The sequence below is a fragment of the Halioglobus maricola genome, from assembly GCF_009388985.1.
In the GTDB taxonomy this organism is placed as follows: domain Bacteria; phylum Pseudomonadota; class Gammaproteobacteria; order Pseudomonadales; family Halieaceae; genus Halioglobus; species Halioglobus maricola.
In genome coordinates this window covers 3,976,867-4,001,435 of record NZ_CP036422.1, presented here as the reverse complement: position 1 = coordinate 4,001,435, position 24,569 = coordinate 3,976,867, and the positions used below count along the sequence as shown (strand labels likewise).

20 protein-coding genes are annotated in these 24,569 nt (G+C 59.2%); 7 read left to right on the top strand and 13 right to left on the bottom strand.

Annotation, left to right across the window (positions count from 1 at the left end):
• Positions 1 to 4 precede the first annotated feature (4 nt).
• The 4 genes from EY643_RS18085 to EY643_RS18070 are packed head-to-tail and all read right to left on the bottom strand — an operon-like array spanning position 5 to position 4,758.
• Positions 5 to 787, bottom strand: a complete 783-nt coding sequence (locus EY643_RS18085) for an SDR family NAD(P)-dependent oxidoreductase (RefSeq protein WP_153240562.1) — start codon at positions 785 to 787, stop codon at positions 5 to 7.
• Between the two features lie 15 nt (positions 788 to 802).
• Entirely contained in the window at positions 803 to 2,722 is a 1,920-nt protein-coding gene (locus EY643_RS18080) for a flavin-containing monooxygenase (protein ID WP_153240561.1), read from the bottom strand.
• 10 nt (positions 2,723 to 2,732) lie between these two features.
• The gene (locus EY643_RS18075) at positions 2,733 to 3,578 is read right to left on the bottom strand and encodes an SDR family NAD(P)-dependent oxidoreductase (RefSeq protein ID WP_153240560.1); all 846 of its coding nucleotides are present in this window, start codon (positions 3,576 to 3,578) and stop codon (positions 2,733 to 2,735) included.
• A gap of 4 nt (positions 3,579 to 3,582) precedes the next feature.
• Complete coding sequence (locus tag EY643_RS18070; RefSeq protein WP_205743103.1) at positions 3,583 to 4,758, bottom strand: acyl-CoA dehydrogenase family protein; 1,176 nt, start codon at positions 4,756 to 4,758, stop codon at positions 3,583 to 3,585.
• Positions 4,759 to 4,862: 104 nt separating this feature from the next.
• Between EY643_RS18070 and EY643_RS18065 the strand changes: the two genes are divergently transcribed.
• A complete protein-coding gene (locus EY643_RS18065; RefSeq protein WP_240732758.1) occupies positions 4,863 to 6,152 on the top strand; it encodes an iron-containing alcohol dehydrogenase in 1,290 nt (429 codons plus the stop codon).
• Here the strand turns inward: EY643_RS18065 and edd are convergent.
• The 4 genes from edd to EY643_RS18045 all read right to left on the bottom strand — a co-directional run bounded on the left by edd (position 6,149) and on the right by EY643_RS18045 (position 11,288).
• Positions 6,149 to 7,963 (bottom strand): phosphogluconate dehydratase, encoded by a 1,815-nt coding sequence (gene edd / locus EY643_RS18060; RefSeq protein WP_153240559.1) that lies wholly within the window; start codon positions 7,961 to 7,963, stop codon positions 6,149 to 6,151. The two genes, EY643_RS18065 and edd, sit on opposite strands and share 4 nt — an antisense overlap.
• Complete coding sequence (gene pgl / locus EY643_RS18055) at positions 7,963 to 8,646, bottom strand: 6-phosphogluconolactonase (RefSeq protein WP_153240558.1); 684 nt, start codon at positions 8,644 to 8,646, stop codon at positions 7,963 to 7,965. Before pgl ends, edd begins: the two co-directional genes overlap by 1 nt.
• Positions 8,639 to 10,093: a glucose-6-phosphate dehydrogenase gene (gene zwf, locus EY643_RS18050; RefSeq protein WP_153240557.1), complete on the bottom strand. Its 1,455-nt coding sequence runs from the start codon at positions 10,091 to 10,093 to the stop codon at positions 8,639 to 8,641. The genes pgl and zwf overlap by 8 nt, the downstream gene beginning before the upstream one ends.
• 169 nt (positions 10,094 to 10,262) lie before the next feature.
• On the bottom strand, positions 10,263 to 11,288 hold the full coding sequence (locus tag EY643_RS18045; protein WP_153240556.1) for an AraC family transcriptional regulator: 1,026 nt from the start codon (positions 11,286 to 11,288) through the stop codon (positions 10,263 to 10,265).
• Positions 11,289 to 11,442: 154 nt separating this feature from the next.
• On the opposite strand from EY643_RS18045, the gene EY643_RS18040 reads away from it, so the two are divergent.
• On the top strand, positions 11,443 to 12,906 hold the full coding sequence (locus EY643_RS18040) for a flavin-containing monooxygenase (protein ID WP_153240555.1): 1,464 nt from the start codon (positions 11,443 to 11,445) through the stop codon (positions 12,904 to 12,906).
• Positions 12,907 to 12,908: 2 nt separating this feature from the next.
• Here the strand turns inward: EY643_RS18040 and EY643_RS18035 are convergent, their stop codons facing one another.
• Together EY643_RS18035 and EY643_RS18030 are read right to left on the bottom strand one after the other, a co-directional pair.
• The gene (locus tag EY643_RS18035; protein ID WP_153240554.1) at positions 12,909 to 13,991 is read right to left on the bottom strand and encodes an MBL fold metallo-hydrolase; all 1,083 of its coding nucleotides are present in this window, start codon (positions 13,989 to 13,991) and stop codon (positions 12,909 to 12,911) included.
• Positions 13,988 to 15,568 (bottom strand): AMP-binding protein, encoded by a 1,581-nt coding sequence (locus EY643_RS18030; RefSeq protein WP_205743102.1) that lies wholly within the window; start codon positions 15,566 to 15,568, stop codon positions 13,988 to 13,990. Before EY643_RS18030 ends, EY643_RS18035 begins: the two co-directional genes overlap by 4 nt.
• Before the next feature lie 219 nt (positions 15,569 to 15,787).
• Between EY643_RS18030 and EY643_RS18025 the strand changes: the two genes are divergently transcribed.
• Positions 15,788 to 16,798: a TIGR03617 family F420-dependent LLM class oxidoreductase gene (locus EY643_RS18025; protein ID WP_240732757.1), complete on the top strand. Its 1,011-nt coding sequence runs from the start codon at positions 15,788 to 15,790 to the stop codon at positions 16,796 to 16,798.
• Between the two features lie 151 nt (positions 16,799 to 16,949).
• Positions 16,950 to 18,671, top strand: coding sequence for a gamma-glutamyltransferase (gene ggt, locus EY643_RS18020; protein ID WP_205743101.1), 1,722 nt, complete (start codon positions 16,950 to 16,952; stop codon positions 18,669 to 18,671).
• A 29-nt stretch (positions 18,672 to 18,700) separates the two neighbouring features.
• Here ggt and EY643_RS18015 read toward each other — a convergent pair whose 3' ends face one another.
• Positions 18,701 to 19,519 (bottom strand): inositol monophosphatase family protein, encoded by an 819-nt coding sequence (locus tag EY643_RS18015; protein WP_153240551.1) that lies wholly within the window; start codon positions 19,517 to 19,519, stop codon positions 18,701 to 18,703.
• 102 nt (positions 19,520 to 19,621) lie between these two features.
• Positions 19,622 to 19,960, bottom strand: a complete 339-nt coding sequence (locus EY643_RS18010) for a hypothetical protein (protein WP_153240550.1) — start codon at positions 19,958 to 19,960, stop codon at positions 19,622 to 19,624.
• 167 nt (positions 19,961 to 20,127) lie between these two features.
• On the opposite strand from EY643_RS18010, the gene EY643_RS18005 reads away from it, so the two are divergent.
• Positions 20,128 to 20,823 carry a response regulator gene (locus tag EY643_RS18005; protein WP_170287467.1) on the top strand — a complete coding sequence of 232 codons (696 nt, stop codon included), beginning with the start codon at positions 20,128 to 20,130 and terminating at the stop codon, positions 20,821 to 20,823.
• On the opposite strand, the gene EY643_RS18000 is transcribed toward EY643_RS18005, so the two are convergent.
• A complete protein-coding gene (locus EY643_RS18000) occupies positions 20,799 to 21,827 on the bottom strand; it encodes a helix-turn-helix domain-containing protein (RefSeq protein WP_153240548.1) in 1,029 nt (342 codons plus the stop codon). The genes EY643_RS18005 and EY643_RS18000 overlap by 25 nt on opposite strands.
• A 163-nt stretch (positions 21,828 to 21,990) precedes the next feature.
• Between EY643_RS18000 and EY643_RS17995 the strand changes: the two genes are divergently transcribed.
• Positions 21,991 to 23,367 carry a metal-dependent hydrolase family protein gene (locus EY643_RS17995; protein ID WP_205743100.1) on the top strand — a complete coding sequence of 459 codons (1,377 nt, stop codon included), beginning with the start codon at positions 21,991 to 21,993 and terminating at the stop codon, positions 23,365 to 23,367.
• A complete protein-coding gene (locus EY643_RS17990; protein ID WP_153240546.1) occupies positions 23,367 to 24,569 on the top strand; it encodes a hypothetical protein in 1,203 nt (400 codons plus the stop codon). Before EY643_RS17995 ends, EY643_RS17990 begins: the two co-directional genes overlap by 1 nt.

Here is a 24,569-nt window from a genome sequence, read left to right as displayed (position 1 = left end):
TCCGCTAAACCAGACCCAGCATTTCGGTAATACCGTGGCTGTGGCCTGCGGTGTAGCCGCCGTCTACAACCAGGTTTTGCCCCGTCATATAGGAGGCATCATCGGAGGCCAGGAAGAGTGCTGCGCTGGCGATCTCCTCCGGCTGGCCGAATCTCCCCAATTTGATCTGGCGCTGGATGTCCGTCTTGAAGTCCGGCAGTTGGTCCAGTACCTGGCTGAACATGGGCGTTTCGATGAACCCGGGGCAGATACAGTTACAGCGGATGCCTACTTTGCCGTAGTCGATCGCCACGTTCTTGGTGAGCAGGGCCACGCCGCCTTTCGAGGCGTTGTAGGCACTGCCTCCTTCGGTGCCATTGATGCCCTCCACACTCGCCACCGTGATGATGCTGCCACTGCGCTTTTCCAGCATTGGCTCCAGTGCCGCCTTAATGGCCAGGAAGGTGCCTTTCAGGTTGATGTCGATGATGCGATCCCACGCCGCTTCATCGAGCATGTTGACCGGGCCTGCTTCGCCCACACCGGCGGCTGTTAGCAGGATATCGATGGAGCCGTGCTTGCTGATGGCGGTATTGACGATATCGAGATGCGCCTGGGCGTTGGTCACGTCTGCGAGAATGAGTTCACTGGCGGAGGAACTTGCGGTGACGTCCTCCCAGTCATCGCAGGGGTTCAGGTCCATGCCCACGACGGTGGCACCCTCGCTGGCAAAGCGGCGCGCGCAGGCGAAACCAATACCCGAGGCAGCGCCGGTGACCAGTGCAACCTTTCCTTTCAGTGCGGTCATGCGCAATATTCCTTGTTAGCTTAATTGATAGTCGTCACTGTTTGCAGCGCGGGTCCAGCGCCACATATCGATGATCTTCCACGGCCATAGCAAGGTGACCTTGCCCTCGGCATTGCTGTAGAAACTGTTTACCCCGGGGTGTTCCCAGATCAGCTTGGCATGTAAGTCGCGAAAGCGCTGCTGGTAATCGCTGTGAACTTCCTCCCTGCACTCGATAGCTGCGCTGTCACTTTGGAGCAGCAGCTTGATGCATTCCAGGGTGTAGCGTACCTGGCACTCGCCGTTGAAGATCAGGCTGCCGCCGAAGGCGAGGTTGGTGCCGGGGCCGAACAAGCAGTAGAAGTTGGGGAACTCAGGCACGGTAACACCGAGGTAAGCAGACGGCTCGGTGGCCCAGCTTTCAGCCAATACCTTGCCGTTTCTCCCGGTGATTGTCATAGGCCAGAGGAAGTCGGCCGTCTTGAAACCGGTGGCATAGATGATGACGTCAGCGTCAAACGCCTGACCGTCCTCGGCGGTGATGCCGTCAGCAGTTACCGCGCTAATGCCTTGTGCCTGGAGATCAACATTGTCTCGCTGTAAGGCCTTGAGCCAGCTGCCGTTGTCCTGCAGGGTGCGTCGGCCCATAGGCGGGTAGTCTGGCATGACCTTGGGCAGCAATTCCTCGTCGTGGACCTGGCCGCGAATGTAGTCGCTGAACAGCTGGTGCACAAAGTCATTCATCTCATTGACCGAGCGATCCTGATGGGGCCACGCGGGGTCTACCACAATGGCATCGTAGGCCCCGTCACAGGCGCACCAGAACAACAGGAAACGGAACCACTTGGCGTAGCAGGGCAGGTGCTGCAGGCACCACTTCATACCTTCGGGAACAGTCTCGTGATAGATCGGGTTCTCGAACATCCACGGTGGTACGCGTTGGAATACAGTGAGTGAGCCGGCCTGTTCAGCGATGGCGGGCGCAATCTGGAAGGCGCTTGCACCTGCGCCTACGAGTGCCACACGCTTGCCGCTGATGTCGATACTGTCGTCCCATTCGGCTGAGTGACACCACTGGCCGCCGAAAGAGTCGATACCCGGCACATCTGGCAGCTTTGGTCGATTTAACTGGCCGACCGCGCTGATGACCGAATTGACCCTGTGGGTCCGGCTCGCACCTTGTTTGTGGCGTGTTTCCACCTGCCATATCTGTTCATCTTCGTCCCAGATGGCGCTCACCACCTCGGTATTGAAGTGAATCTGGTCCAGCAGCCTGTGTTTGTCCGCGACGTTCTCAAAGTACGTTTGCAGCTCTGGCTGTTGCGCAAAGTATTGGGTCCAGTGGTGGGCAGGCTCAAAAGAGTAGCAGTAGAGATGGTTGCTCACATCCACTCTTGCGCCGGGGTAGCGGTTCTCAAACCAGGTGCCGCCGACGCCGCTGTTCTTCTCAATCACGGTGAAGGGGATGCCCGCTTCCTGGAGGCGAATGGCGGCGAGGATGCCGGACATGCCGGCACCGATAATCAGCACATGGTGCTGTTCGCGACTTTGCTGTGGAACTTCGTCACCCCACGCATCGGAGCGCTGGTCGACGCCATCGATTTCGATCTCTTCCAGCATCATCGGCAGGTATTCTTCGGGCACATCCTGTGCCACGAGGAAGTTCATCATCCGCAGCAGGGTCGCCCGGTCCGGCGTGGGCGGCAGTTGGCAGCCCCCATCGCGGTAGTTGCGAATGATGTCCATCGCCTGGGCTCGGACCGTTGCCTTGTCCTCCTCAGACATATAGCCCTGGTATTCGTTGATGTAGGCACCACCGGGCTTTATTGGACCGTCCAGAATGCTGGTATCGCCACTCATATGGAGCATGCTCAACATGAGGGCAGGAATGCTGGCATCTTCCAGCGCGGCGGCGATCTCGACTTCGCTGGCGTTGATCTCAAAGGCTTCTGTCATGCGATAAACCTCATTCCGGAATCGGTGGCGCGAACGTGGGGTTGCGGCCCAGCCGGATATCTTCCAGCCGTGTCTCCGCGCTGCGGCGCCATAACTCGTCCGAGAAAATGTAAAAGCGTTCATTGATGACGGCGTCCAGCACTCGCTGGGCCATAACCTCCGGGCCGATGCCGCCCGCTACAGATGCGTTCAGGGCATCCATTACCATATTGCGCTCGTCAGATTCCACGACATCGCTGTATTGGGTGTGACGATTGCGCTCTGAGGTGGCGATGCCGGTATTGATAGCCTCGGGGCAGAGGACCGAAATTTTCACCTGCGGTGAGTGAAAGCTGAGTTCGTGATATAGCGACTCGCTCAATGCCAGCACTGCGTGCTTGCTCATATGGTAGATGCCGGAGTAGGGCATGGCGGTCACGGCTGCCATAGAGGCCGTGTTGACGATGTGACACTCGTCACCCTGGGCCTGCATGATGGGCACGAAACTGCGGATGCCGTGCACCACACCCATCACGTTCACGTCCATCAGCCAGCGGTAGTCCGCCAGGCTCTCCTCCCACAGCAGGCCACCCGTGAACACCCCGGCGTTATTGCATGCGATGTGGATGCCGCCAAAACGTTCTACCGCGAGATCTGCCAGCGCCTGGACCTGATCGGGATCGCTGACATCGGTAACGGCGCCCACGCACTCAGCGCCGCCTGCACTGAGTTTCTCGATGGCTGTAGTTAACGCGTCTGACTCAATATCGCCGAGCACAAGTTTCATGCCCTGTGCCGCAAAAAGCTCGGCCATGGCAAGGCCAATGCCGCTGGCGCCCCCGGTTATAACCGCAGTTTTTCCAGAGAAATCTTTCATGATGTTATAGCGCCGGGCTGTCTTCGATCAGGCCGAGCATAAACTTCGCGGCCTCCGTGTAGGTCTTTTCGCTGATAAACGCATGTTGGGTGCCGGTGTACATATCGCGGAAGCTGCGCTCCAGGCGGCTGCCCTCGCGAATAGCGCTGGTGCCTGCAGCCAGGTGCGCGAACTGGACGATTTCACGGCTGGCTTCAGTCGCAAAGGTGGCCGCGATTCGCATGTCGGCGCGCATGGCCGGCGTGAGTTCGGCGCCGGCGGCGAGTTGCTGCTCCTTCTCGGTGTAGCTGTGTTGTACGAGCTGGTAAGCGGCGCGCCACATGGCTTCATGGTGGGCGAGATCGCGCTGGAAGGTCAGTTTGTTGGCGACCGAGCTCTCCTCACCCATACGGACTTTTTCTTTCGCCAGTGCCACAACATCGTCGATGGCACTGCGGGAGACGCCCAGTGCCCAGGCGGCATGACCGGCGCCGGTGAGAGCCATCACGCCAAAGTTGTAAAGTGTGCCGCCGCGCTGGGGTTTGCGGCTGAGCAAAGGGTAGGTGCGATGCTCCGGCACGAACACGTCTTTCAATTCGTAGTTGTAGCTGCCGGTCCCCTTGAGGCCCTGTACGTGCCAACCGTCGGTAAACTCCACTTCACTTCGCGGTACCACTGCGACAGTCATCGCCGGCATTCCGCCATCACCCATGCGCATTTCTTCGCCGTCCATGGGCAGAAAGCCGGCACAGACGTATTCCGAGTGGCCGGTGCCGCTGCCGAATTGCCAGGCGCCTGATACCCGGTAGCCACCTTCGACAGCCTGGCCCATGCCGTTGGGGAAAAACTGGCCGCCCAGCGTGACCCGATTGTCGTTCGCGGTGAATACCTCTGCGAAGCCTTCTTCCGACATGTAGGCCGCAGCAAAGCACGCGGAGGGAAGGTTGGCGATACCGATCCAGCCGAAGGAGCCGTCCTGGCGGGCCATCTCCAACCAGGTGTCGATGAGTTCAGCCATGGCAGGTTCGCTGCCGCCTGCCTCACGTGGATTCATATACTGCATCAGGCCGCTGCTCCACAGGGCCTCCACCAGCGCTGGCGTGAGTGTGCGGGCCTGTTCTGATCCGGCGGCCTCGGCCAGCGTAACGGCCTCTATGCCGCGCGCTCTGTCCGGGCCGGCTATCTGTGCCATGTCATTCATTTTTATACTCCATACATAGTGGCAGGCTTACAGTATGGAGTTCTTTCGCGATATGTGGGGGTCCGGCAATGCTCGAAAGGCGTTGTGCAAGGCCGGGGTTCAATATGTTGTATCCCCCCGCTGCTGGTCAGGCGGTGGCCCCGAGTGGCGTTCTGCTGCTATTCTTCAGGGATAACAAATTTATCGGAATCATCACGATGCTTAACACTCTCCGCCACCGCTTCAATCTCCTGTTCCTGCGCATAATGGCGCCCATTATGCCGGGCTCAACCCATGTGGCATTTGTCGGTGCCGGCAGTAGTCGCCAGTTGTGTGGCCATGTGGCGTCGCTTGCTCCCGCGAAGGTACTCGTGGTGACTGACAAGCCACTGCGCGATCTGGGCGTTGCCGACCAGGCAGTCGCGGGGCTGGTGGATGCGGGCGTCGAGCTGGCATGGTTTGATGGCGTATTACCGGATCCCACCTACGAACAAGTCGACGAAGGCCTGGCTATCCTGCGCCGTGAGCAGTGTGATGTGCTGCTGGCTATTGGCGGTGGTTCTGCCATGGACTGCGCCAAAGTGATCGCGATCAGGGCCACCTCCGACGAGGACCCTCACAAATGGGAGGGCTTGGGGAAAGTGAAGCATGAAGGCCTGCCGCTGTATGCCATTCCCACCACCGCGGGTACGGGGTCAGAAGGCACCGCAGGGGCGGTCGTGAAGGACAGTGAAACGCTCACCAAGAGCATCATGTCCGGCAATACCCTGCTGCCGAAAGCGACCGCGCTCGATGCGTCACTGATGCAGGGCTTGCCTCCGCATATCACCGCAGCTACCGGGATGGATGCGCTTACTCACGCGATCGAGGCCTATATCGGTGTGTGGGAGCGAGGCAATCGGACCGCGGATGCACGTGCGGCGATCAAGCTCGTTTTTGAGAACCTGCCCACAGCCTATGCGAACGGCGGGAATATCGACGCCCGGGAAAGTATGGCACTCGCTGCCTACTACGGCGGCATGGCGATTAACCAGGTATTTGTCGGTAGTGTTCACGCCCTGGCGCACCAGGTGGGTGGCAAGTACGGCATTCCCCACGGGCTCGCTAACGCATTGATTCTTCCCCATGTGCTGGAGTACTGCCGCGAAGAGGCAGAGCAAAGCCTGGCTGAATTGGCTCTGCTGATCGGGGTCGGTGAAGAGGGTGAGACCAGTGCCCAGCTTGCGCACAAGTTTATCGCCGCGGTACGCGACTTGCGGACAACCGTCGGGATACCCGATCACTCCGAGTTGCTGCAGGCCGAGGACTTTGATCAGCTGGCGGAGCAAGCGGCTCAGGAGTGTGTTGGCTACCCGGTGCCGCGGCTGCTGGACAAGGCCGCAGCACTGGATATCCTGCGCAAGATCAGTGGCTAGTCGAAGAAGACGGTCGCGCCCTGTTCAGCGGCGTTGACTGCGCGACGCATATAGCCAAACAATTCCCGACCGGTGCCACTCTCGGCACTGTCATTGGCGCGTTTTGCGTTTTCGCGGGCCGCCCACTCGTCCGTAGGGACCAGTGCGCTCAGTTCGCCGCCACGGGCATCCAGGCGGATCATGTCGCCGTCACGCACTTTGCCTATCGGCCCGTCTGCCAGTGCTTCTGGTGACAGGTGGATCGCGGCTGGCACTTTGCCAGAAGCTCCAGACATCCTTCCGTCAGTGACCAGCGCTACCTTGAAGCCGCGATCCTGAAGAATCCCGAGGAAGGGTGTGAGCTTGTGCAGCTCGGGCATGCCATTGGAGGCTGGCCCCTGGAACCGCACCACGGCGACAAAGTCCTTTTCCAGTTCACCCGCGTCAAACGCGGCGGCCAGAGATACCTGATCCTCGAAGACTACAGCGGGCGCCTCGATGAGCTGGTGCTCCTCTGCCACGGCAGAAATCTTGATCACACTGCGCCCGAGATTGCCCTCCAGCAGGCGCATACCGCCCTCTGGAGAAAAGGCGTCATCGGCCGGGCGCAGCACAGTGGTGTCCGCGCTGGCGTGAACACCATCGATATAGCTCAGGCGGCCATCGGTTAACTGTGGTTCCTGGGTGTAGTGGTGCAGGCCCTCGCCCCAGTTGGTTTTTACATCTTCGTGGAGCAAGCCGTTGTCCAGCAGTGTGCGAATCACATAGCCAGTGCCGCCGGCGGCGTGGAAGTGGTTTACATCAGCGCTGCCGTTCGGGTACACCCGGGCGACCAGTGGCGTGATCGCGGAGAGATCGCTGTAGTCCTGCCAGTCCAGCAATATGCCCGCCGCGCGAGCGATGGCTATCCAGTGAATGCTGTGATTGGTGCTGCCGCCGGTCGCGAGCAGGGCCACGATGGCGTTGACGATGCACTTTACATCGACCACATGGCCAAAGGGAGTGTATTCATTGCCCAGTGCGGTGATTTTGCACAGGCGTTCTGTCGCGGCCACAGTCAGCGCATCGCGCATCTCAGTGCCCGGAGGTTCGAAGGCGGCGCCGGGAATGTGGACGCCCATGACTTCCATCAACATTTGATTGCTGTTGGCAGTGCCGTAGAACGTGCAGGTTCCCTCGCCGTGATAAGCGGCTGACTCGGCCTTGAGCAATTCGTCGCGGCCGACTTTGCCCTCTGCATACTGCTGGCGTACCGCCGCCTTCTCCTTGTTGGAGAGGCCGGAGGTCATTGGCCCGGCCGGTGCAAAGATCACCGGCAGGTGGCCAAAGGACAGTGCGCCGATCAACAGGCCAGGGACGATCTTGTCGCACACGCCCAGACAGAGCGCGCCGTCGAACATATTGTGGGACAGCGCGATCGCTGTGCTACCGGCGATGATGTCGCGGCTGAACAGACTCAATTCCATGCCGGCGGTGCCCTGGGTCACGCCGTCACACATGGCGGGTACGCCCCCGGCTACCTGGGCTGTGCTGCCGACACCGTGGGCAGCACGTTTCACCAGCTCGGGATAGGTCGCGAGCGGTTGATGGGCCGATAGCATGTCGTTGTAAGCGTTGACGATGCCAATATTGGCCGACTCGGTTAGGGTCAGGGCCTGTTTGTCCTCTTCGCTGCAGGCGGCAAAACCGTGCGCGAGGTTCGAGCAGGAAAGCTGGCCCCGGTGGGGGCCCTGCTTGCCCATATCAGCGATGTGTTCGAGGTATGCAGCACGGCTGTCGGCGCTGCGCTCTTCGATGCGCCGGGTGATGGCGCTCAGTCGGGAATCAATCATCAGGGTGCCCACCAGATAGATACGGGGTTTGTGCTCTGCTCACTGACGGCAGCGATGGGGTAGTGTTGCTCTGCCGCTTCAGCCAGCACAGTGGCTTTTTCGTCGCCTGTGATATGCAGCACAATCTCGTTTGCCGCCAGAACCACAGGCAGGGTCAGGGTGATACGTTGGTGTGGTGCGGTGACCGGGTCGCAGCTGCCCAATATGGCCGTGCCGGCCGGGTCGAGTAACTCCGCGAGGTTGTTCGCCTGCGGAAACCACGAAGCGGTGTGACCATCGCCGCCCATACCGAGCACCACGCAGCTGAAGGGTAGTGGGAACTTGCCCAGCCGTGCAGTGACCTCAGCGAGGCCTTCGTTGGCGTCGGCGGGGCTGGCTTTCAGGCCTGCAAACCGGGCTTTGGCGGCCGGTCCCTGAAGCAGGTTCTCGCGTACCAGACGCTCATTGGAGTCGTCGTGCTCCGGCGCTACCCAGCGTTCATCCACCAGGGTGATAAAGACCTGCTCCCAGGCTAACTCTATCTGCGCCAGTGCTGCGAACATGGCTTTTGGGGTTGAGCCGCCAGAGACCGCCAGGCTAGCGCGACCACGCGTCTCGATATCAGATTTCAGTGTGTTCGCGATGTGCGTGGCCAGAGCTGCGTCCAGCTCCGGCCGGCTGGCGAAGCGCTGCCAGTTACTCATGCCAGCTGCCCCCGTCGACGGCAATCAACGCGGTGGACGCATTCGGGCCCATAGTGCCAGCGTTGTAGGACTTGATCGCACTGCCATTTTCTTCCCACGCTTCGATGATAGAGTCGATCCAGTGCCAGGCAGTTTCCACTTCATCGCGGCGCATAAACAGGGTCTGGTCGCCATGGATAGCATCGAGTAGCAGACGCTCATAGGCGTCGTAGCTGTCGCGCTTGCTCTGGGATTCGTCGGTGAGGTGCAGCTCCACCGGCTGCAGCTTCAGCTTGCTGGTCAGCCCGGGTTTTTTGTTCACAGTGTGCAGGCTGATGCTCTCTTCCGGCTGCAGGTGGATCACCAGTTTGTTGGTGAGCTCCTGTGGGTCGTTGGCAAACAGGGAGAAGGACTGGCGTCGATATTCGATGACGATTTCGGAATAGCGACGACTCAGGCGCTTGCCTGTGCGCAGGTAAAAAGGAACGCCCGCCCAGCGCCAATTGTTGATATTGGCCTTGAGCGCGACGAAGGTTTCGGTGTCATTTGCATCGTGGAAGGCATCCTCCTCGAGGAAGCCCTTCACTGCCTCACCGCCAACCGCGCCAGCCGCGTAGCGGCCGCGAACGGTGCGCTCTTTTACATTGGCCGAGTCTATGGGCTCGAGGCAGCGCAGCACTTTCATCTTTTCGTCGCGGATGTCGGTGGCCTTGAGTGTGGCGGGCGGCTCCATGGCCACCAGGGAAAGCACTTGCAACAAGTGGTTCTGGACCATGTCCCGCAGGGCGCCGGTGTCCGCGTAGTAGCTGCCGCGACCGGCGACGCCAATGTCTTCCGCAACCGTAATCTGGACACTGCTGATAAATGTGTTATTCCACATCGGATGGAACAGCTGGTTGCCAAAGCGCAGGGCCAGCAGGTTTTGTACGGTTTCCTTTCCCAGGTAGTGGTCGATGCGGAATGTGGCCTCTTCCTCGAACACCTGGGCGACCTGTTCGTTGATGGTGCGACATGATTCCAGATCGTGTCCCAGTGGCTTTTCCAGCACCACCCGGCAGGCGTCGTTCACGACGCCTGCCGTATCGAGCTGGCTGCAAATTTCGCCGTAGAGCGAGGGCAGGGTGGCAAGATAGTAGAGGCGCCCGGGAGCTTCACTGCCCTCTAGCAGGGTGGCGAGTTCACGGTAGTCCTCGGGAGAGTCCGCATCGATCTTGACGTATTCAAGCCGCGCGCTGAAGGCTTCCCATTGGTCGTCATCCCAGGTGCCTTCCGGTAAGAATTTTTGCAGGTTGGTGCGCGCGTCCTCGCGGAAGCTCGCAGAATCCATGACGCCGCGGCCGGTTGCAATGATCCGGTGCAGGCGGTCAGCCAGGCTGTGGCGTTGTAGTTGGTATAGCGCAGGTAGCAACTTGCGCGTGGAGAGGTCACCGGTGCCACCAAAAATTACCAAATCGACCATCTGACTCATACACGTGGTTCCTTATTGAAAAGTGGAAGAGTGTTTGTGTGTCATTGACTGCCGCGGTCGCGACAATCTGTATTGCGGTGATTCAGTCTGCAGCTTTCTGGGTGCTACTAGAAGAGGTGGGGATAATAGCAGCAAATCCTGGCGGCTGCCTCTGGTAATTTTTCAGATTTCAGCAGTTGGCGGCCTGGCGGTAGGCGCGGGGTGAGCTGCCGTGCCAGCGCTTGAAGGCGTTGCTGAAATTTCCCGGGGCGCTGTAGCCCAGCAGTACGGATATTTCCTCCAATGGCAGCGCTGAATTCGCCAGGTATTCGCGGGCGAGCTGGTAGCGAACGCCGGCGAGAATATCCTGGTAGCTGCTATTCTCGCGCGCCAGACGGCGGCGCAGAGTGCGGCTGGTGGTGTTCAATTTCTCTGCGACGAAGTCGATATCGGGGAAGTAGCCTGGGCGGGAGAGGATGATCTGGCGGACCTTGTCGCCGATGTTGCCACCTCCGCGCACGCGGGAGAGCAGCAATCGGCATTGTTGCTGCATCATCGCGCTGGTTTCGCTGTCGCGCAGTGGCATGGGCTCGTCGAGAGCGGCCGCATCCATATGCAATTCTGAAGCATTGTTGCCGAAAGATACCGGGCAGTCGAAGTGACGCTCGTAAATCAGCTCTCGCCCCTGGCCGTCATGCATGAGTTTCACCTGCATCGGCTCGATGGGTTCGCGCAGGGATCCACTGCTGCCATGGATGGCGGCGGTGATGTCGCGGTCGATGTAGAAGGTGAGCAGGTCCTCAGGTAGCCGTAAGCCGGGGCGCATGGAGAGGATGCCCCGGCCGCCCGCGACTCTGAAGTTTATTTCGAAGGGGCTGAAGGCGAGCGGGCCGAAGTTCTGCATTACCGCCAGCGCATGGCGTAAGGTGGAAGCACTCAGGAAGGCATAGCCCAGCAAGCCGTAGCTCTCGATTCTATAGGCCTTACCCAGCAACAAGCCGAGCATGGGATTGCCGGTGAGCGCCAGCAGATTGCGATGAAAGTGAAACTCCTGCTCAAGGGTGAACGGGATGTCGGTTGCGTTGTTTTCGAGCTGGGCCTCGGTCAGACCGGTACCTGCCAGGCAGTCGCTGGCACTAAATCCCATGTCGGCCATGGCGTTGAGGGCTATGGGCAGGCCCTTGATGTGGTGACGCGAGTCGTTCTTGTTTGCCATCGCTCTTTCCGTCAGTAGAGTGGCAAGACTATTTCATCGTTTTCTGGTCGGCAACAGATAGCTGTCCTTTTTTCATAAGTTTTTGTCCCTTGTTCAGCTTTGCACCGGGCGCACACCAGATTACATTGGTCATCCTGAGAGGAGAGATCTGACTATGTCCAATAACAACAGACGCGAGCCATCGGTGGCCATTATCGGTGCCGGTATGACCGGCATACTGGCTGCGATCAAGCTGCGTGAAGCCGGTATCAATGACCTGACCATTCTGGAAAAAGCCGATGAGCTGGGGGGCACCTGGCGTGAGAACACATACCCTGGTGTGGCCTGCGATGTGCCCGCCCACATGTATACCTACAGCTTTCGCGGCAACCCCGAGTGGAGCAATCGCTTCGCCCGTGGCAACGAAATCCAGACATACTTCCGCCAGGTGGCAGAGGAATTCGGCGTGGCCGGCCAGATTCGGTTTGGGGAGGCTCTGGAGCGCTCTCACTATGTGGACGGTAAGTGGCAGCTGCATACCAGTAAGGGTAATGATTTCAGTGTGGATTTTGTGGTGGCAGCCACTGGCATCCTGCACCATCCGGTGTATCCCGACATCAAGGGCCTGGACAGCTTCCAGGGGGATATGTGGCACACCGCTCGTTGGAATCACGATGTGGATCTCGCGGGCAAGCGGGTCGGGATTATTGGCACAGGTTCCACCGCCTGCCAGGTGATTGGTGATATTGCCGAGCAATGTGGCGATTTGACGATCTTCCAGCGCACTCCACAGTGGATTGTGAAGGTTGCGGACAAGGATTATAGCGAGACGGACAAGGCGAGCCTGCGCGGCCAACAGGGCAAGCTTACCGCACTCAGCAAACGTTACGCGTTTGCCATGCGCAACACCTTCAGCGCGGGGGTGACGGGAAAGAAACTCCCCCTTGCATTGATGTCGTGGATGGCCAAGCGCAACCTCAGAAAAAGTGTGCGCGACCCTGCGTTGCGGGAGAAGCTGACTCCGGATTACCCCGTGGGCTGCAAGCGCCTCATCATCAACAGCACGTTTTACGACGCGGTGCAGCGGGACAATGTCAGCCTGGAAACTACCGGCATAGAACGGATTACCGATCGCGGTGTGGTCACCGTTGATGGTGAGACCCACGAGTTGGACGTCTTGATACTGGCCACGGGTTTCAGCCCTTTCGAGTTCATGCGCCCCATGGAGCTGAAGGGTCGCAACGGGGTGGACATCGAGGATGTGTGGGGGCGCAAGGTGCAGGCCTATCGCTCGGTATGTATCCCGGGTTTCCCGAATTTCTTCCTGATGCTTGGCCCGAACACGCCTATTGGCAATTACTCAGTGATTGCCATGAGCGAGGTGCAGACGGACTACGTGCTGAAGCTGATAGAGCAGTGGCGCGCGGGGACCCTCGACGAAGTGGAGGCGACCCCGGAGGCGAAACAGCGATACAACGATTATCTGAAGGCCGGGATGGGCAAGACTGTCTGGGTGCGTGGGTGTCAGAGCTGGTATCTGGATGCAGATGGCGACCCGGCGATGTGGCCCTACAGTTGGAACCAGTGGGTGAGAGAACTCGAGCAGCCGGATCTGAAAGATTTCAGGCCGGCAGCCTAGTTTTACTCGTCAAACTCGGCGGTTTCGGGGATCTGCTGATACCAGTCAACGCCGTGCTCATCCCGGGTCCGGGTGATTCGGTGCCGGCCCAGCAGGCAATTGAGATGGGCGATGGTTTCACCGGTAGCGAGGGAAATGTTCCCCGCGTTGATCTCCCGCCGAAACAGTGCCGGGAAACAGTCGACGGCCCGCAGCGGTTGATCGAGGAAATTGAACAGTTTGACCAGGTCGCGTTTGTGAGCCTCGATGATCTGGCTAAGGCGCACATAGAGGCCGTAAAACGGCGCTTCGTGGGCTGGCAGCACTAACAGGTCGTCGGGCAGGATGTCGCGAATCACCGCCTGGGTGCGCAGCCATTCTTTGAGCGGGTCGCCCGCCGGCTCGGTAGGATAGACGCTTACATTGGGAGAAATCCGCGGCAGTACCTGATCGCCGGAGATCAACAATTTCAACCCCGGGCAATACAGGGCGGCGTGTTCCGGTGAGTGCCCACGGCCGACGATGACCTGCCAGTAGTGGTTACCGATAGTGATCGTTTCCCGGTCAGTCAGGCGGTGAAAACTGTCTGGCAGGGTGTAGATAGCGCGGCCAAAGTTGCCGAATTTCTTCTTGTAGTGCTCTAGCGCATCTTCCTCCCAGCCAGCAGCACGGTAGAAACGCAGAGCGACATCTGGAGCCGGGCGCCCGGTGTCCGCAGCCATCGCACGGCACATCAAAAACTCCTCGCGCGACATCCACAATTCGCAATCGAAACGCTCACAGATCCAGCCGGCCAGGCCCACATGATCTGGGTGCATATGGGTGCAAATGACCCGCGTAACCGGTTTGCCCTGCATAAAGCCGCAGAACAGCTGCTCCCAGATCTCGCGGGAAGTCTCCAGGTCGAGGCAGGTGTCGACCACCGTCCAGCCATCGCCATCCTCTAGCAACCAGATGTTGATGTGGTCCAGCGACATTGGCATGGGGAATCGCACCCAGTGTACGCCGGGTGCCACTTCAACCGGTTCGGCCGTGACGAGTTCTGGTTTGCGGCCGTAGGGGTAACTCAGGCCGCGATAGTTTTCGACTGTTTCTTTTCCGGTCATCCCACGCTGCGGCCAGAGCCTTCCCAATACTGTGCTTTGACAGCCTTTTTATCAGGTTTGCCCACCGGTGTCAGTGGAATGCCGGTAACAAAGTCGATCGACTTGGGTGATTGCACCGAGCCCTTCTTGTCTTTGACCAGTGTCTGCAGCTCCGCCGCGAGTTCGTCGCTGCCTTCGATACCAGGCCTGGGCACGATGACAGCTTTCACTGCTTCGCCCCATTGTTCATCCGGTACTCCCACTACAACGACCTGTCCTACAGCGTCGTGGGCGGCGATGACATCTTCCACTTCCCGAGGGAATACGTTAAAGCCACCGGTCACAATCATGTCCTTGGTGCGATCGACAATGTAGAGGAAGCCTTCGTCGTCGAACTTGCCCACATCGCCGGTGTGCAGCCAGCCGCCCTCGAACGCTTCCGCGGTCTGCCCGGGCATATCTTTGTAGCCAGCCATGACCAGCGGGCCGCGCACACAGATTTCTCCCGGTTCACCTTCCGGGACGGGATTGCAGTCCTTGTCGAGCAGTGCCAGATGAACCCAGGGTGTGGGGCGCCCGGCGGCGCTCAGGCGCTCGGGCTTGGCCAGATCGTGGTCCTTGCGCGCCAGGTTGGCAATCACCATGGGGCACTCTGACTGGCCAAAGCACTGGTAGAACACCTGGCCCCATTTCTCCAGGCCCTCCTGCAGGCGGGCAGGGCTCATCGGCGAGGCGCCGTAGAACACGGTTTCCATACTGTCGATGGAACCGTCGGTAGCGCGAGGTGAATCCAGCAGGAAGTAAAGCATGACCGGTACGAGGAAGGTACAGGTGATCTGGTGCTCCTTGACCATGTCGTAAAACTGGTCGATGTCGAAGCCCTGCATGACGTAGAAGGCACCACCCTTTTGCAGTACGGGGATGAAGAAGGCTGCCGCGGCGTGAGATAGCGGCGTGGCGAACAACATGCGCACTTCCTCGGGGAACTCCCATTCGGCGAGCTGTACCTGGGTCATGTAGGCACTGACCCGGTGCGGGCTCATGACGCCCTTGGGCTTGCCTGTGGTGCCGCCGGTGAAGTTGACCGAGGCGATATCTTCGGGGCCGATGTCCGGCGCTACCAGAGGCTGTGGCTCGAAGTTTGCCGCCAGTGCCATGTAGTCGTCGCCCACTTCGTTGGGCCCAAAGCCCAGCAGGTTCTTCAGGCCAGGCACGCGTTCTTTGAGGGCGGCAGCGACCTCGGAAAAGACAGAGGGGTCAAAAATGAGCGTCTCGATTTCCGCCGCTTCAAGCACGTAGATATGGTCGTCCAGTGAGCCGAGCGGATGCAGCGGTGTACCCGTGCACCCGGTGAGCTGCATCGCGGCGATGTTGGAGAGCACCTCCGGACGATTGGCGGAGATGATCGCCACTCGGCTGCCGACACCCAGGCCCTTGGATTGCAGCGCCTGAATCATCTGGCTCGTGCTTTCGCGTACATCGCGGTAACTGGCGACGGTGTCACCGAGATACAGGCAGGGTTCGTCGTTATAGCGGTTCAGGCCTTCCACCAGCAGGTGGGGCATCAGCGCTGGTTGGTACAGTTGGCTCGGGTTCATGTGTGGCATCCTGTTGTTGCACTGTGGTGAAAGTGCCCGGCGGGCAAGTCAGACGATAGAAAATGCCACAGCGGGCCGGCCCCCGGCAATGACCCGGCCGCTCATGGGAGCCTGTCCTTTGCGCTCAGCCTGATTGCTAATGCCAGCGAATATTGTCCCTTTGCGGTGCTGTCCCGTCCCTGCCAATCCGAGATACTGGGCGTCTAAAGGAGATTTCCCATGAAAATAGACAGTTCCCTAATGTTCGATCCGGCCCGTGTGGCCGGGATGGCCCAGCAGCTGGAGGATGCCGGTTTTGACGGCGCCTACACGTTTGAAGGCCAGTCCGATCCGTTCATTACGGTGGCGGCAGCGGCCATGAATAGCGAGCGCATGGAGCTTATGACCTCGATCGCCGTGGCTTTCTCGCGTAACCCCATGAACCTCGCCTACCTCGGCAATGATCTGCAAAACCTTTCGGAGGGCCGGTTTATCCTTGGCCTGGGCGCCCAGGTGAAGGCGCATATTGAACGGCGCTTCTCAATGCCCTGGAGTAAGCCCGCCGCGCGTATGCGCGAGATGGTACTGGCGGTGCGAACTATCTGGGACTGCTGGCAGACCGGCGAGAAACTGAAGTTTGAGGGTGAGTTTTATAACCACACCCTGATGTCGCCCGTGTTCTCGCCCCAGCCGAATGAATATGGCCCCCCGCCCATCTTTATTGCCGGCGTCGGCCCGTTGATGACGGAAGTGGCGGCCGAGGTAGGTGATGGTTATTTCCTGCACCCCTTCAATACGGCCAAATCCATGGAGGAACTTTCACTCGCGGCAATTCAGCGTGGTTTGGATAAAGCGGGTAAGGAGCGCGATGGTTACCAGGTCTCTGCTCAGGTGATCACGGCGACCGGGTTGGATGACGAGAGCATGCAGATGGCTGTGGCCTCGGCGCGCAATCAGATAGCGTTTTACGCCTCGACGCCCGCTTATCTGCCCGTGCTGGAATGTCACGGTTGGGAGCATCTGCAAAAACAAGCCAATACCATGATGCGCGAGGGCAAATGGGCCGAGCTCAACGACCTGATCGATGACGATATGCTCAATACTTTCGCCGTCGTCGGTACCCCCGCCGAGGTGGCTGTCAAAATTAAGGACAGGTTCCACGGCAAAGTGGAGCGGATTTCCCCGGTGGTATACCAGCCTGATGTCGAGTTACTTGCGGCCTTGCGCGGAGAAATCGCTGCGGTCTGTTAGTGCCGCTTCGATCTGGGCTATGATCTGCCTCTCCACAGGAATGGAACGGCGAGAGCGGATGAGAACACTATGCAAGTTGGCCCTGTCAGTTATAACCCCGATTTTATTGTCTGCCTGTGCAGGGCAAACAACCACACCGGAGGTCAGCGCGGTGACGAATGAGTTGGGCCCTGGCGGCCGTCCTGTCGGAGCGGCCTGGTCGCGCAGCCCGGTCTACGGCACGCGAGGTATGGCTGCCACCGCACACCCACTGGCCTCGCAGGTTGCTTTGGATGTATTGAAGCAGGGCGGTAATGCCGTTGACGCTGCTATTGCCGCCAATGCGGCCCTGGGCCTGATGGAGCCAACCGGCAACGGTATCGGCGGCGATATTTTCATTCTACTCTGGGACCCCAAAACCAAGAAACTCCATGGTTATAACGGTTCCGGTCGCTCTCCCAAGGGCCAGAGCCTGGCAGAGCTTAAGTCTCGCATCGCAGCGATGAAGGCGAGCGGTGAGTTGCCGGAGGATTATCAGGGCATACCTTCCCATGGCCCTCTGCCGGTCTCGGTGCCAGGCACGGTTGACGGTTGGTTCGCGGTACACGATCGCTTTGGCAGTCTGCCGATGAACCAGATTCTGGCGCCGACTATCGATTACGCCCGGGGCGGCTTTCCCGTGTCCCCGGTGATTGCCTACTACCTCGACCGCAGCTGGGCTTTCTTCGAGCGAACATACGCTGGCACGCCTCACCTGGAAAATATCCAAAGCACTTGGTTTAAGGGCGGCAAGGCGCCGGAGACTGGCAGTATCTTTACCAATGCCGACCTCGGCAAGACCCTGGAAGTCATTGGCCAGGATGGCCGGGACGCGTTTTATAAAGGCAGCCTGGCGCGGCAGATGGCTGACTACTTTGAGCCGATGGACGGTGGCCTTGCCTACGAGGACTTTGCCGACCACAAAGGCGAATGGGTTGAGCCCGGCGGCGTCACCTACAAGGGCTATGAGCTCTACGAACTCCCGCCCAACGGCCAGGGCTTTGCAGCGCTGCAGATGCTCAGTATTCTCAAGAACGTGGATCTGACCCAGTGGGAGCGAGGCTCCGCCGAGGTGTTTCACTATATGGTAGAAGCCAAGCGCCTGGCGTTCGAGGATGTCGCACGCTACTACGCCGACCCTGACTATTCTGACATTCCCCTTGAGGGCCTTTTGTCGGATGCCTATGGTCGCGAGCGCTTCGCACTCATCGATCCGAAGAAGGCCTCGGCCGAATTTGGCCCGGGTGATCCGAAAATCGAAGGGGAGGGCGATACCACCTACCTGACCGTAGCCGATGAAAACGGAATGCTGGTGTCACTTATTCAGTCCAACTATCGCGGTATGGGCTCGGGCATGGTGCCCGATGGTCTCGGCTTTATGTTCCAGGACCGGGGCGAGCTGTTCTCGCTGGAGGAGGGGCACCCGAATGTTTACGCCCCTGGCAAGCGACCCTTCCATACCATCATTCCCGCGATGTTGATGAAGGATGGCCTGCCAGTGATGAGCTATGGTCTGATGGGTGGCTCTATGCAGCCTCAGGGCCATGTCCAGATTCTGGTGAATATGCTGGATTATGGTATGAACGTGCAGGAGGCTGGCGATGCCGCGCGCTTCCTCCACGACGGCGGTAGCGACCCCACCGGCGACCATGGTGACCCGCTTGGCACCTTGTATCTGGAGCCTGGCGTTTCCGCGGAAACCATCGCCAAACTGGAAGCCATGGGTCACAAGGTGAAGGTCGACAGCAGCGGCGTTCGGTTTGGTGGCTATCAGGCGATCTATGTAGACAGGGAGCGCGGCAGTTTTGCCGGCGCGACCGAAATGCGCAAGGACGGTACCGTCGTCGCCTGGTAGTGGCGGGGTATTCGTGGCGACATCGTCGCCTAGTAGGCGCCGGGTTGGGCCTCTACCAGTAAACGGCGTACTGTGTGCCAGGTATCCGGATCACTGGCACTGATCAGGCCGTAAGCTTCCACAGCCGGCAGGTAGGGACTGCCATCGTAGCGGGCGACCATACCGCCCATTTCCTCAACCACCAGGGTGCCGGGCGCGTGGTCCCAGATCATTGTGCGGTAGTAAAAACTGAAGCTGTAATCACCACGGGCCATTGCGCGATAGTCGTAGGCGGCACAACCGCTTGATTGGGTGTGCCCGAGATGGCCCGCGCCGCGCAGGGTGAAGGGGCGCATTTCTTCGGGCAGGTATTTGGTAGACAGCGCTCCATTGATATCGCCGGCCACGCCCGAGGGTTCTCCAAACTGGAGACGTTCGCCGTCCAGAAAAGCCCCGGCGCCGCGCTCGGCCTGCAACATGGTTTCCGCCACGGGGTCGTATATCCAGCCGGCAAGCGACTGCCCTTGTTGCATCAGGCAGACCATCACCGCAAAGGGCGTCTTCCCGGCAGCAAAGTTGGCGGTGCCATCCACCGGGTCGATGACCCACACCGGGTGTTCTGAATCCAGGCTGGCCATCAGGCCAGGATCGGCGTGCACGGCCTCTTCTCCCACCACCAGTGAGCCCGGGAGCAAGTTGGCGAGCTCCGGTGTCAGAAAAGCCTCGCTGGCCTTGTCCGCCACAGTGACGAAGTCGCCGCGCTGTTTCTCTTCTATCTGGTCCTGCTGCAGATTGCGCCAGAGTGGCAGTACGTGTTCATTGGCGGCCTGGCGAATGATCTCGCCAATGCGCTGGTGGTCTATAGGCATGTGTTCTGGCGTCCTAAAAAAACAGGTGCAGAAACCATAGCAGTGAATGGGTGACAATAGTAAGAGGCCGTCCCTGGCCAGTAACTGCTCCCTGATCAGATCTCAGCGGATGGTGGGCACCGGGGCTACCACCGTAGCGACGCTGTTTGCGCCCAGTTTGAAATCAGAAGCGTTGTGGTTGCCTGGCACCCAGCAGTTGACGAATTCGGCGTTGTCGCTGTCGCTCTTCGCAGATAGTGTCAGTTGCACGCCCTCCAGGGCGCGTCGCTTTTTTACGACGGCCAGCTCCCGCTCCTCGCCGTAGTAGGCCTCCACGTCGCCTCGGCAGGCGTCCAGATAGGCGTCGTTCGTATCGGCGCTCTGGGCAATACTGGCACCCGCGGCGAATACGCCGATACAGATTATTGAAAGTGTGGCTCTAATAGAATTTTCGATGTTCATCCCTACTACCCCTGTACAGATCCCTTGTGGGTGTGGGCTATTTTTTTGTTGCCCACGACAAAGAGACTACGCCAGCGGCTGTGACTGTGGGTGGAGAACTATGAAGAATTATGAATTGTCGTATACCATGGCGTGCATCAGTGAGTGCAGGACACCAGGGAGAACGCGTGGCGCGAACCATTGCCTACGTCGAGGATGATGACACTACTCGCGAGCGCTATGCCGGCGAGTTGCGCCGGGAGGGCTTCGCCGTCACCGCCTATGCCAGCGTGAGCGAGGCCATTGCCGGCCTGCGCCAGCAGTTGCCCGACCTGGCGCTGCTCGACGTGGCCCACGCTGACGATCGCGACGCCGGCTATCAGGTCTGCGCTGAACTGCGCCGCCTATCCAGTGAAGTCCCGATTATCTTTCTCACCCGCCGCACCGGCGAGATCGACCGCATCTCCGGTCTGCGCCTGGGAGCGGATGACTACATCAGCAAGGATGCCTCCGTCGAATACCTGGTCATCCGGATAGAGGCGCTGATCAAGCGTATGGAGGCGGTGCGCAATGCCGGACCCGCGCCGCGTGGGTCGCAGCGCAGCGGCCTCGAGCTGGACGAGATTTACTCCACGGTATTCTGGAAGGGCGAGCAGGTCGATTTGCCGCTCACTCACTTCTGGATTGTGCGAGAGCTCTCCGACCACCCCGGCGAGGTGCGCAGTCATCGTGAACTAATGAAGGCGGCCAATATCGTCGTTGAGCCGAACACCATCGCCGCCCACGTGAAATCCATCCGCAAGGCCTTTGCCCGCTGCGATGCTGAGTTCGGTTGTATCGTCACCGAACGTGGCAGGGGCTATCGCTGGGTGCTGTCGCGCTGATTCGCGTCGCGAAATTCTCTCGGCGTCACGCCCGTCCAACGCTTGAATGCACGGGTGAATACCGTCGGGTCGGAATAGCCCAGCCTGTCACCGATATGAGCGATGCTGTTCGACCCGTTCGCCAGCATGCACTGGGCCTGATCCCGCCGCAGCTGATCCAATTCCTGCTTGAGTGACGTGTCCAGTTCCGCCAGACGCCTTACCAGGGTGCGCTTGCTGATACCGCAGAGGTGCGCCACGTGTTCTGCATCGAGGCCCGGTTCATGTATGTGCTGTTCGAGGATGTAGCGCAGGGTTGGGAGGGTATCCTCCGGAGCGCTGTTGCGAGTGACAGGGGGTGAGGCTGCCTTGCCAGTAGCGCGCAACTGCGGCTCCAGTAGCAACCACGCACTTGGAAATGACACACTGAAGCCATTGGTATCGGTAGTGGCCACCTTGATGTCCGCGTAGCTGAGGGGAAAAATCCCCGGGTCGCAGACCTGGACCAGCACTTCGTTGCCCGACCAGTTGCTGCCCAGTGCCGTTCGTAGAATCGACAAGACATACGCGGCCCCAAAGCCGTCGTTGTGGCGGGGTATGCGCCCCCCGTCAGTGAGTCGATTCTCGGTAAAAGTACTGCGAACGCCCCGCGTTTCCAACTTGAACTCGACCGAGTTGGCATCCTTATAGGCATCGATGGAGAAGCGTAGTAGCAGGTCTCCCACCGAGCTCGCGTTGCGGGCAGCCTCCGCCAGCGGCGACCAGTTAAGTGGATCCAATGCTTCCCCGAGGGTTACGCCGCAATAGGGGTCGCAAGTCAGCTCTGCCAGTGACTCGACCACATCGTACATGGTCGGCGCGGTCACGAAATGCTCGTTGTCGCCAAAGCTGTCGACGGTCAGGCAGTGAACCCTGAGCTCTTTTTCCACGTCGGCCCCGGCTGCCAGCGCAGCATCGAGAAAGGGCTTTGCAAGGTTCAGGCGAACCATCGGCAAGTGCAGTTTCTCTGAGACAGTAGTGACCATGTGTTGGGTTCTCGTTCGGGTGTGATACCCCGAGTTTATCGCATTAATCGATCATTCGTGCCAAATTGTTGGCGTATTGGCGCATACTGCAAATAGAGAAGTGGGTAGTCTGTGGCTAAATTGTTGGATACAAAAACACATGCGCTCGACAGGGAGAAAGACAGTGCTTCGAAAGTGGTTATTGATCGGATTGGTAGCGTTTGGATTCAATTCGGCCTGGGCGGACACTGAAACACCGCCTCAGATTCTGTTTACCAATGTCCATGTGTTTGATGGTGTGAACGAGAAGCGCATAGAAAACGCCAGCGTTCTTGTCGAAGGCAACCTGATAAAGACCGTCTCCAAGCGCGAGATCACTGCCCCAGACGCGACTGTGGTTGATGGGGGTGGCCGTACACTCCTTCCGGGCTTTGTTGAAGCTCACGCTCACCTGATGCTCATGGGCCCTAGCCTTCCACAGATGGAAGCGGCCACAACCTGGGAAGATTTTGGTATTCACGGCACGCAGATGGCCGAGATGTACCTGATGCAGGGCTTTACCACCGTGCGTGATGCCGGCGGCGCCAATGGCGGCCTGCGCCGAGCCATCGATTCAGGTGCGATTGTCGGGCCGCGTTTTTACACCTCCGCCGCATTCCTGGGTACGCGGGGTGGCCACGCTGATTTCGCTAACTTCTCTTCTCCCCCCGGTGCATCGACAAACTTCAGCCGCCTGAATATGGCGCAGGAAGTCGACAGCGTCGCGGATGTGCAGAAGTACGGGCGAAATAACTTCCGTATGGGAGCGACTCAACTCAAGTACATGCAGTCCGGCGGTGTGGTCAGTGCCTTCGACCCCTGGCAATTGCTTGCAGGTTCACAGCAGGAGATCGAAGCGGCGGTGCAGGTGGCCAACGAATATGGCAGCTATGTGATGGCGCACTCCTACCGCAAGGAGGCCATGATGAATGCGCTGAACGCCGGTGTGAAGTCGATTGAACATGGTTTTTCCTTCGACTGTGAAGTGGCGAAACTGATGAAGAAAAAGGGCGCGTTCATCACCACCAACTTGACTGCCTTTGACCCAGGCTTGCTGGACATTCCTGCTGTGGCCAATGTGCCTTCCAGTCTCGCCAAAGCAAAGTCTGCGTCAGCAACCTTTTCCGGTTACATCGACAACATGAAGAAGTGCCCGGTTAAGCGTGCTTTCCAGACCGACTGCGTTGGTTCCGTGGCAGCGTGCAATATCCAGATTGCTTACGAGAAGCACCTCAATAACGATTTTTTCGGCCCCTATACCTCACTGGTAACCATGACCTCAACTGGTGGAGAACTTGTCGCGCTGTCCGGTGACTTCATGAACCCTTACACGAAAGGCAAGCTGGGTGTGATTGAGGAGGGCGCTTACGCCGACATTCTCATCGTCGATGGCAATCCGCTGGAAGACTTCACGGTAGTGGGTACCGGCACCAAATGGTTTGGTGCGGACTTGCGCCCGGATAGCCCCGAAACGCTGCGTGTCATCATGAAAGACGGCAAGATCTACAAAAACACCTTGTGATGCTGAGGGGCAATTGGCGTGCGGCGCGCGCACTCGCTGTTCTATCGGCATCCGTGTTTTCTACGTCTGTTCTTGCCCAGAACTGGCAGCCCCTGACCGACGATGAGGAGTTGCGTGCGCTTGTCTCCGACACAGTGCTCGAAGGTACCTTGCGCGGCAATGTGAAGGCCATAGGTCGCTACAATAGCGACGGCACTGGCGAGTTGACAGCCTGGGGCGATACGTTTGGGCGCAGCTGGGTGGTGCGGGACAGCAAGATCTGCATCACCGTGGGTACGCAGGAACAGTGCGTTCGCATCGAACAGGCGGTGGGCCAGGACAATCTGTACCGCGCCTTCAATGAGGCGACGGAAGAGTCGGCAGAGTTTACAGTAAGCGACGACCAGGCTGTTGAGCTGCGATCTCAGAACAGCGGTGCTGGCGGAGCGGCAGAGCCCTCCGCCGAGGAACTGGCCCAGTCGCTGGCCAACCCAAATACGCCATTGGCGAGCCAGACTTTCAAGTTCCAATACCGAACGTTTGACGGCGACCTTCCCGACGCCAGTGACCAGAGCAGCAGCCTGGTCCTGTACCAGCCAGCTTTTCCATTCCCACTGGAAAGTGGTGCAACGATCTTTTTCCGACCGGCAGTCCCGATCATGGTCGACCAGCCCTATTTCGATGCGGCCACCGGCGAGTTTGACTCCACCAATGGTGTCGGCGACATTGGCTTTGACCTGGCTTACGGGCGCACTACCGAGAGCGGCCTGCTTTGGGCGGCGGGTATTATCTCGACCCTGCCCACGGCCACTGAGGATGAGCTGGGGCCTGACCGCTGGAGTCTTGGGCCTGAGTTCCTGATCGGCAAACTCAGCAGCAAGTATGTACTGGGCACCCTGCTGACCTACCAGACTGACATCGGTGGTTCGGGTGATGCCGACATCAGTCTCACTACGGTCAATGCGTTTGCCACGTACCTGCCCGGCGGTGGCTGGAATGTGGCGACCGCGCCGATCATGAGTTACGACCACGAGAGCAGCCAGTGGACCCTGCCTCTGAACCTTACTGTGGGCAAGACGGTGGTATGGAATGGTCGGCCCTGGAAGCTCAGCGTGGAGGCCAACTACTTCATCGACCAGGCAGATGCCTTTGGCCCGGACTGGATGTTTGGTATCAACATCGCGCCGGTTGTGGAGAACGTGTTTGCCAGCATGTTCCAGTAA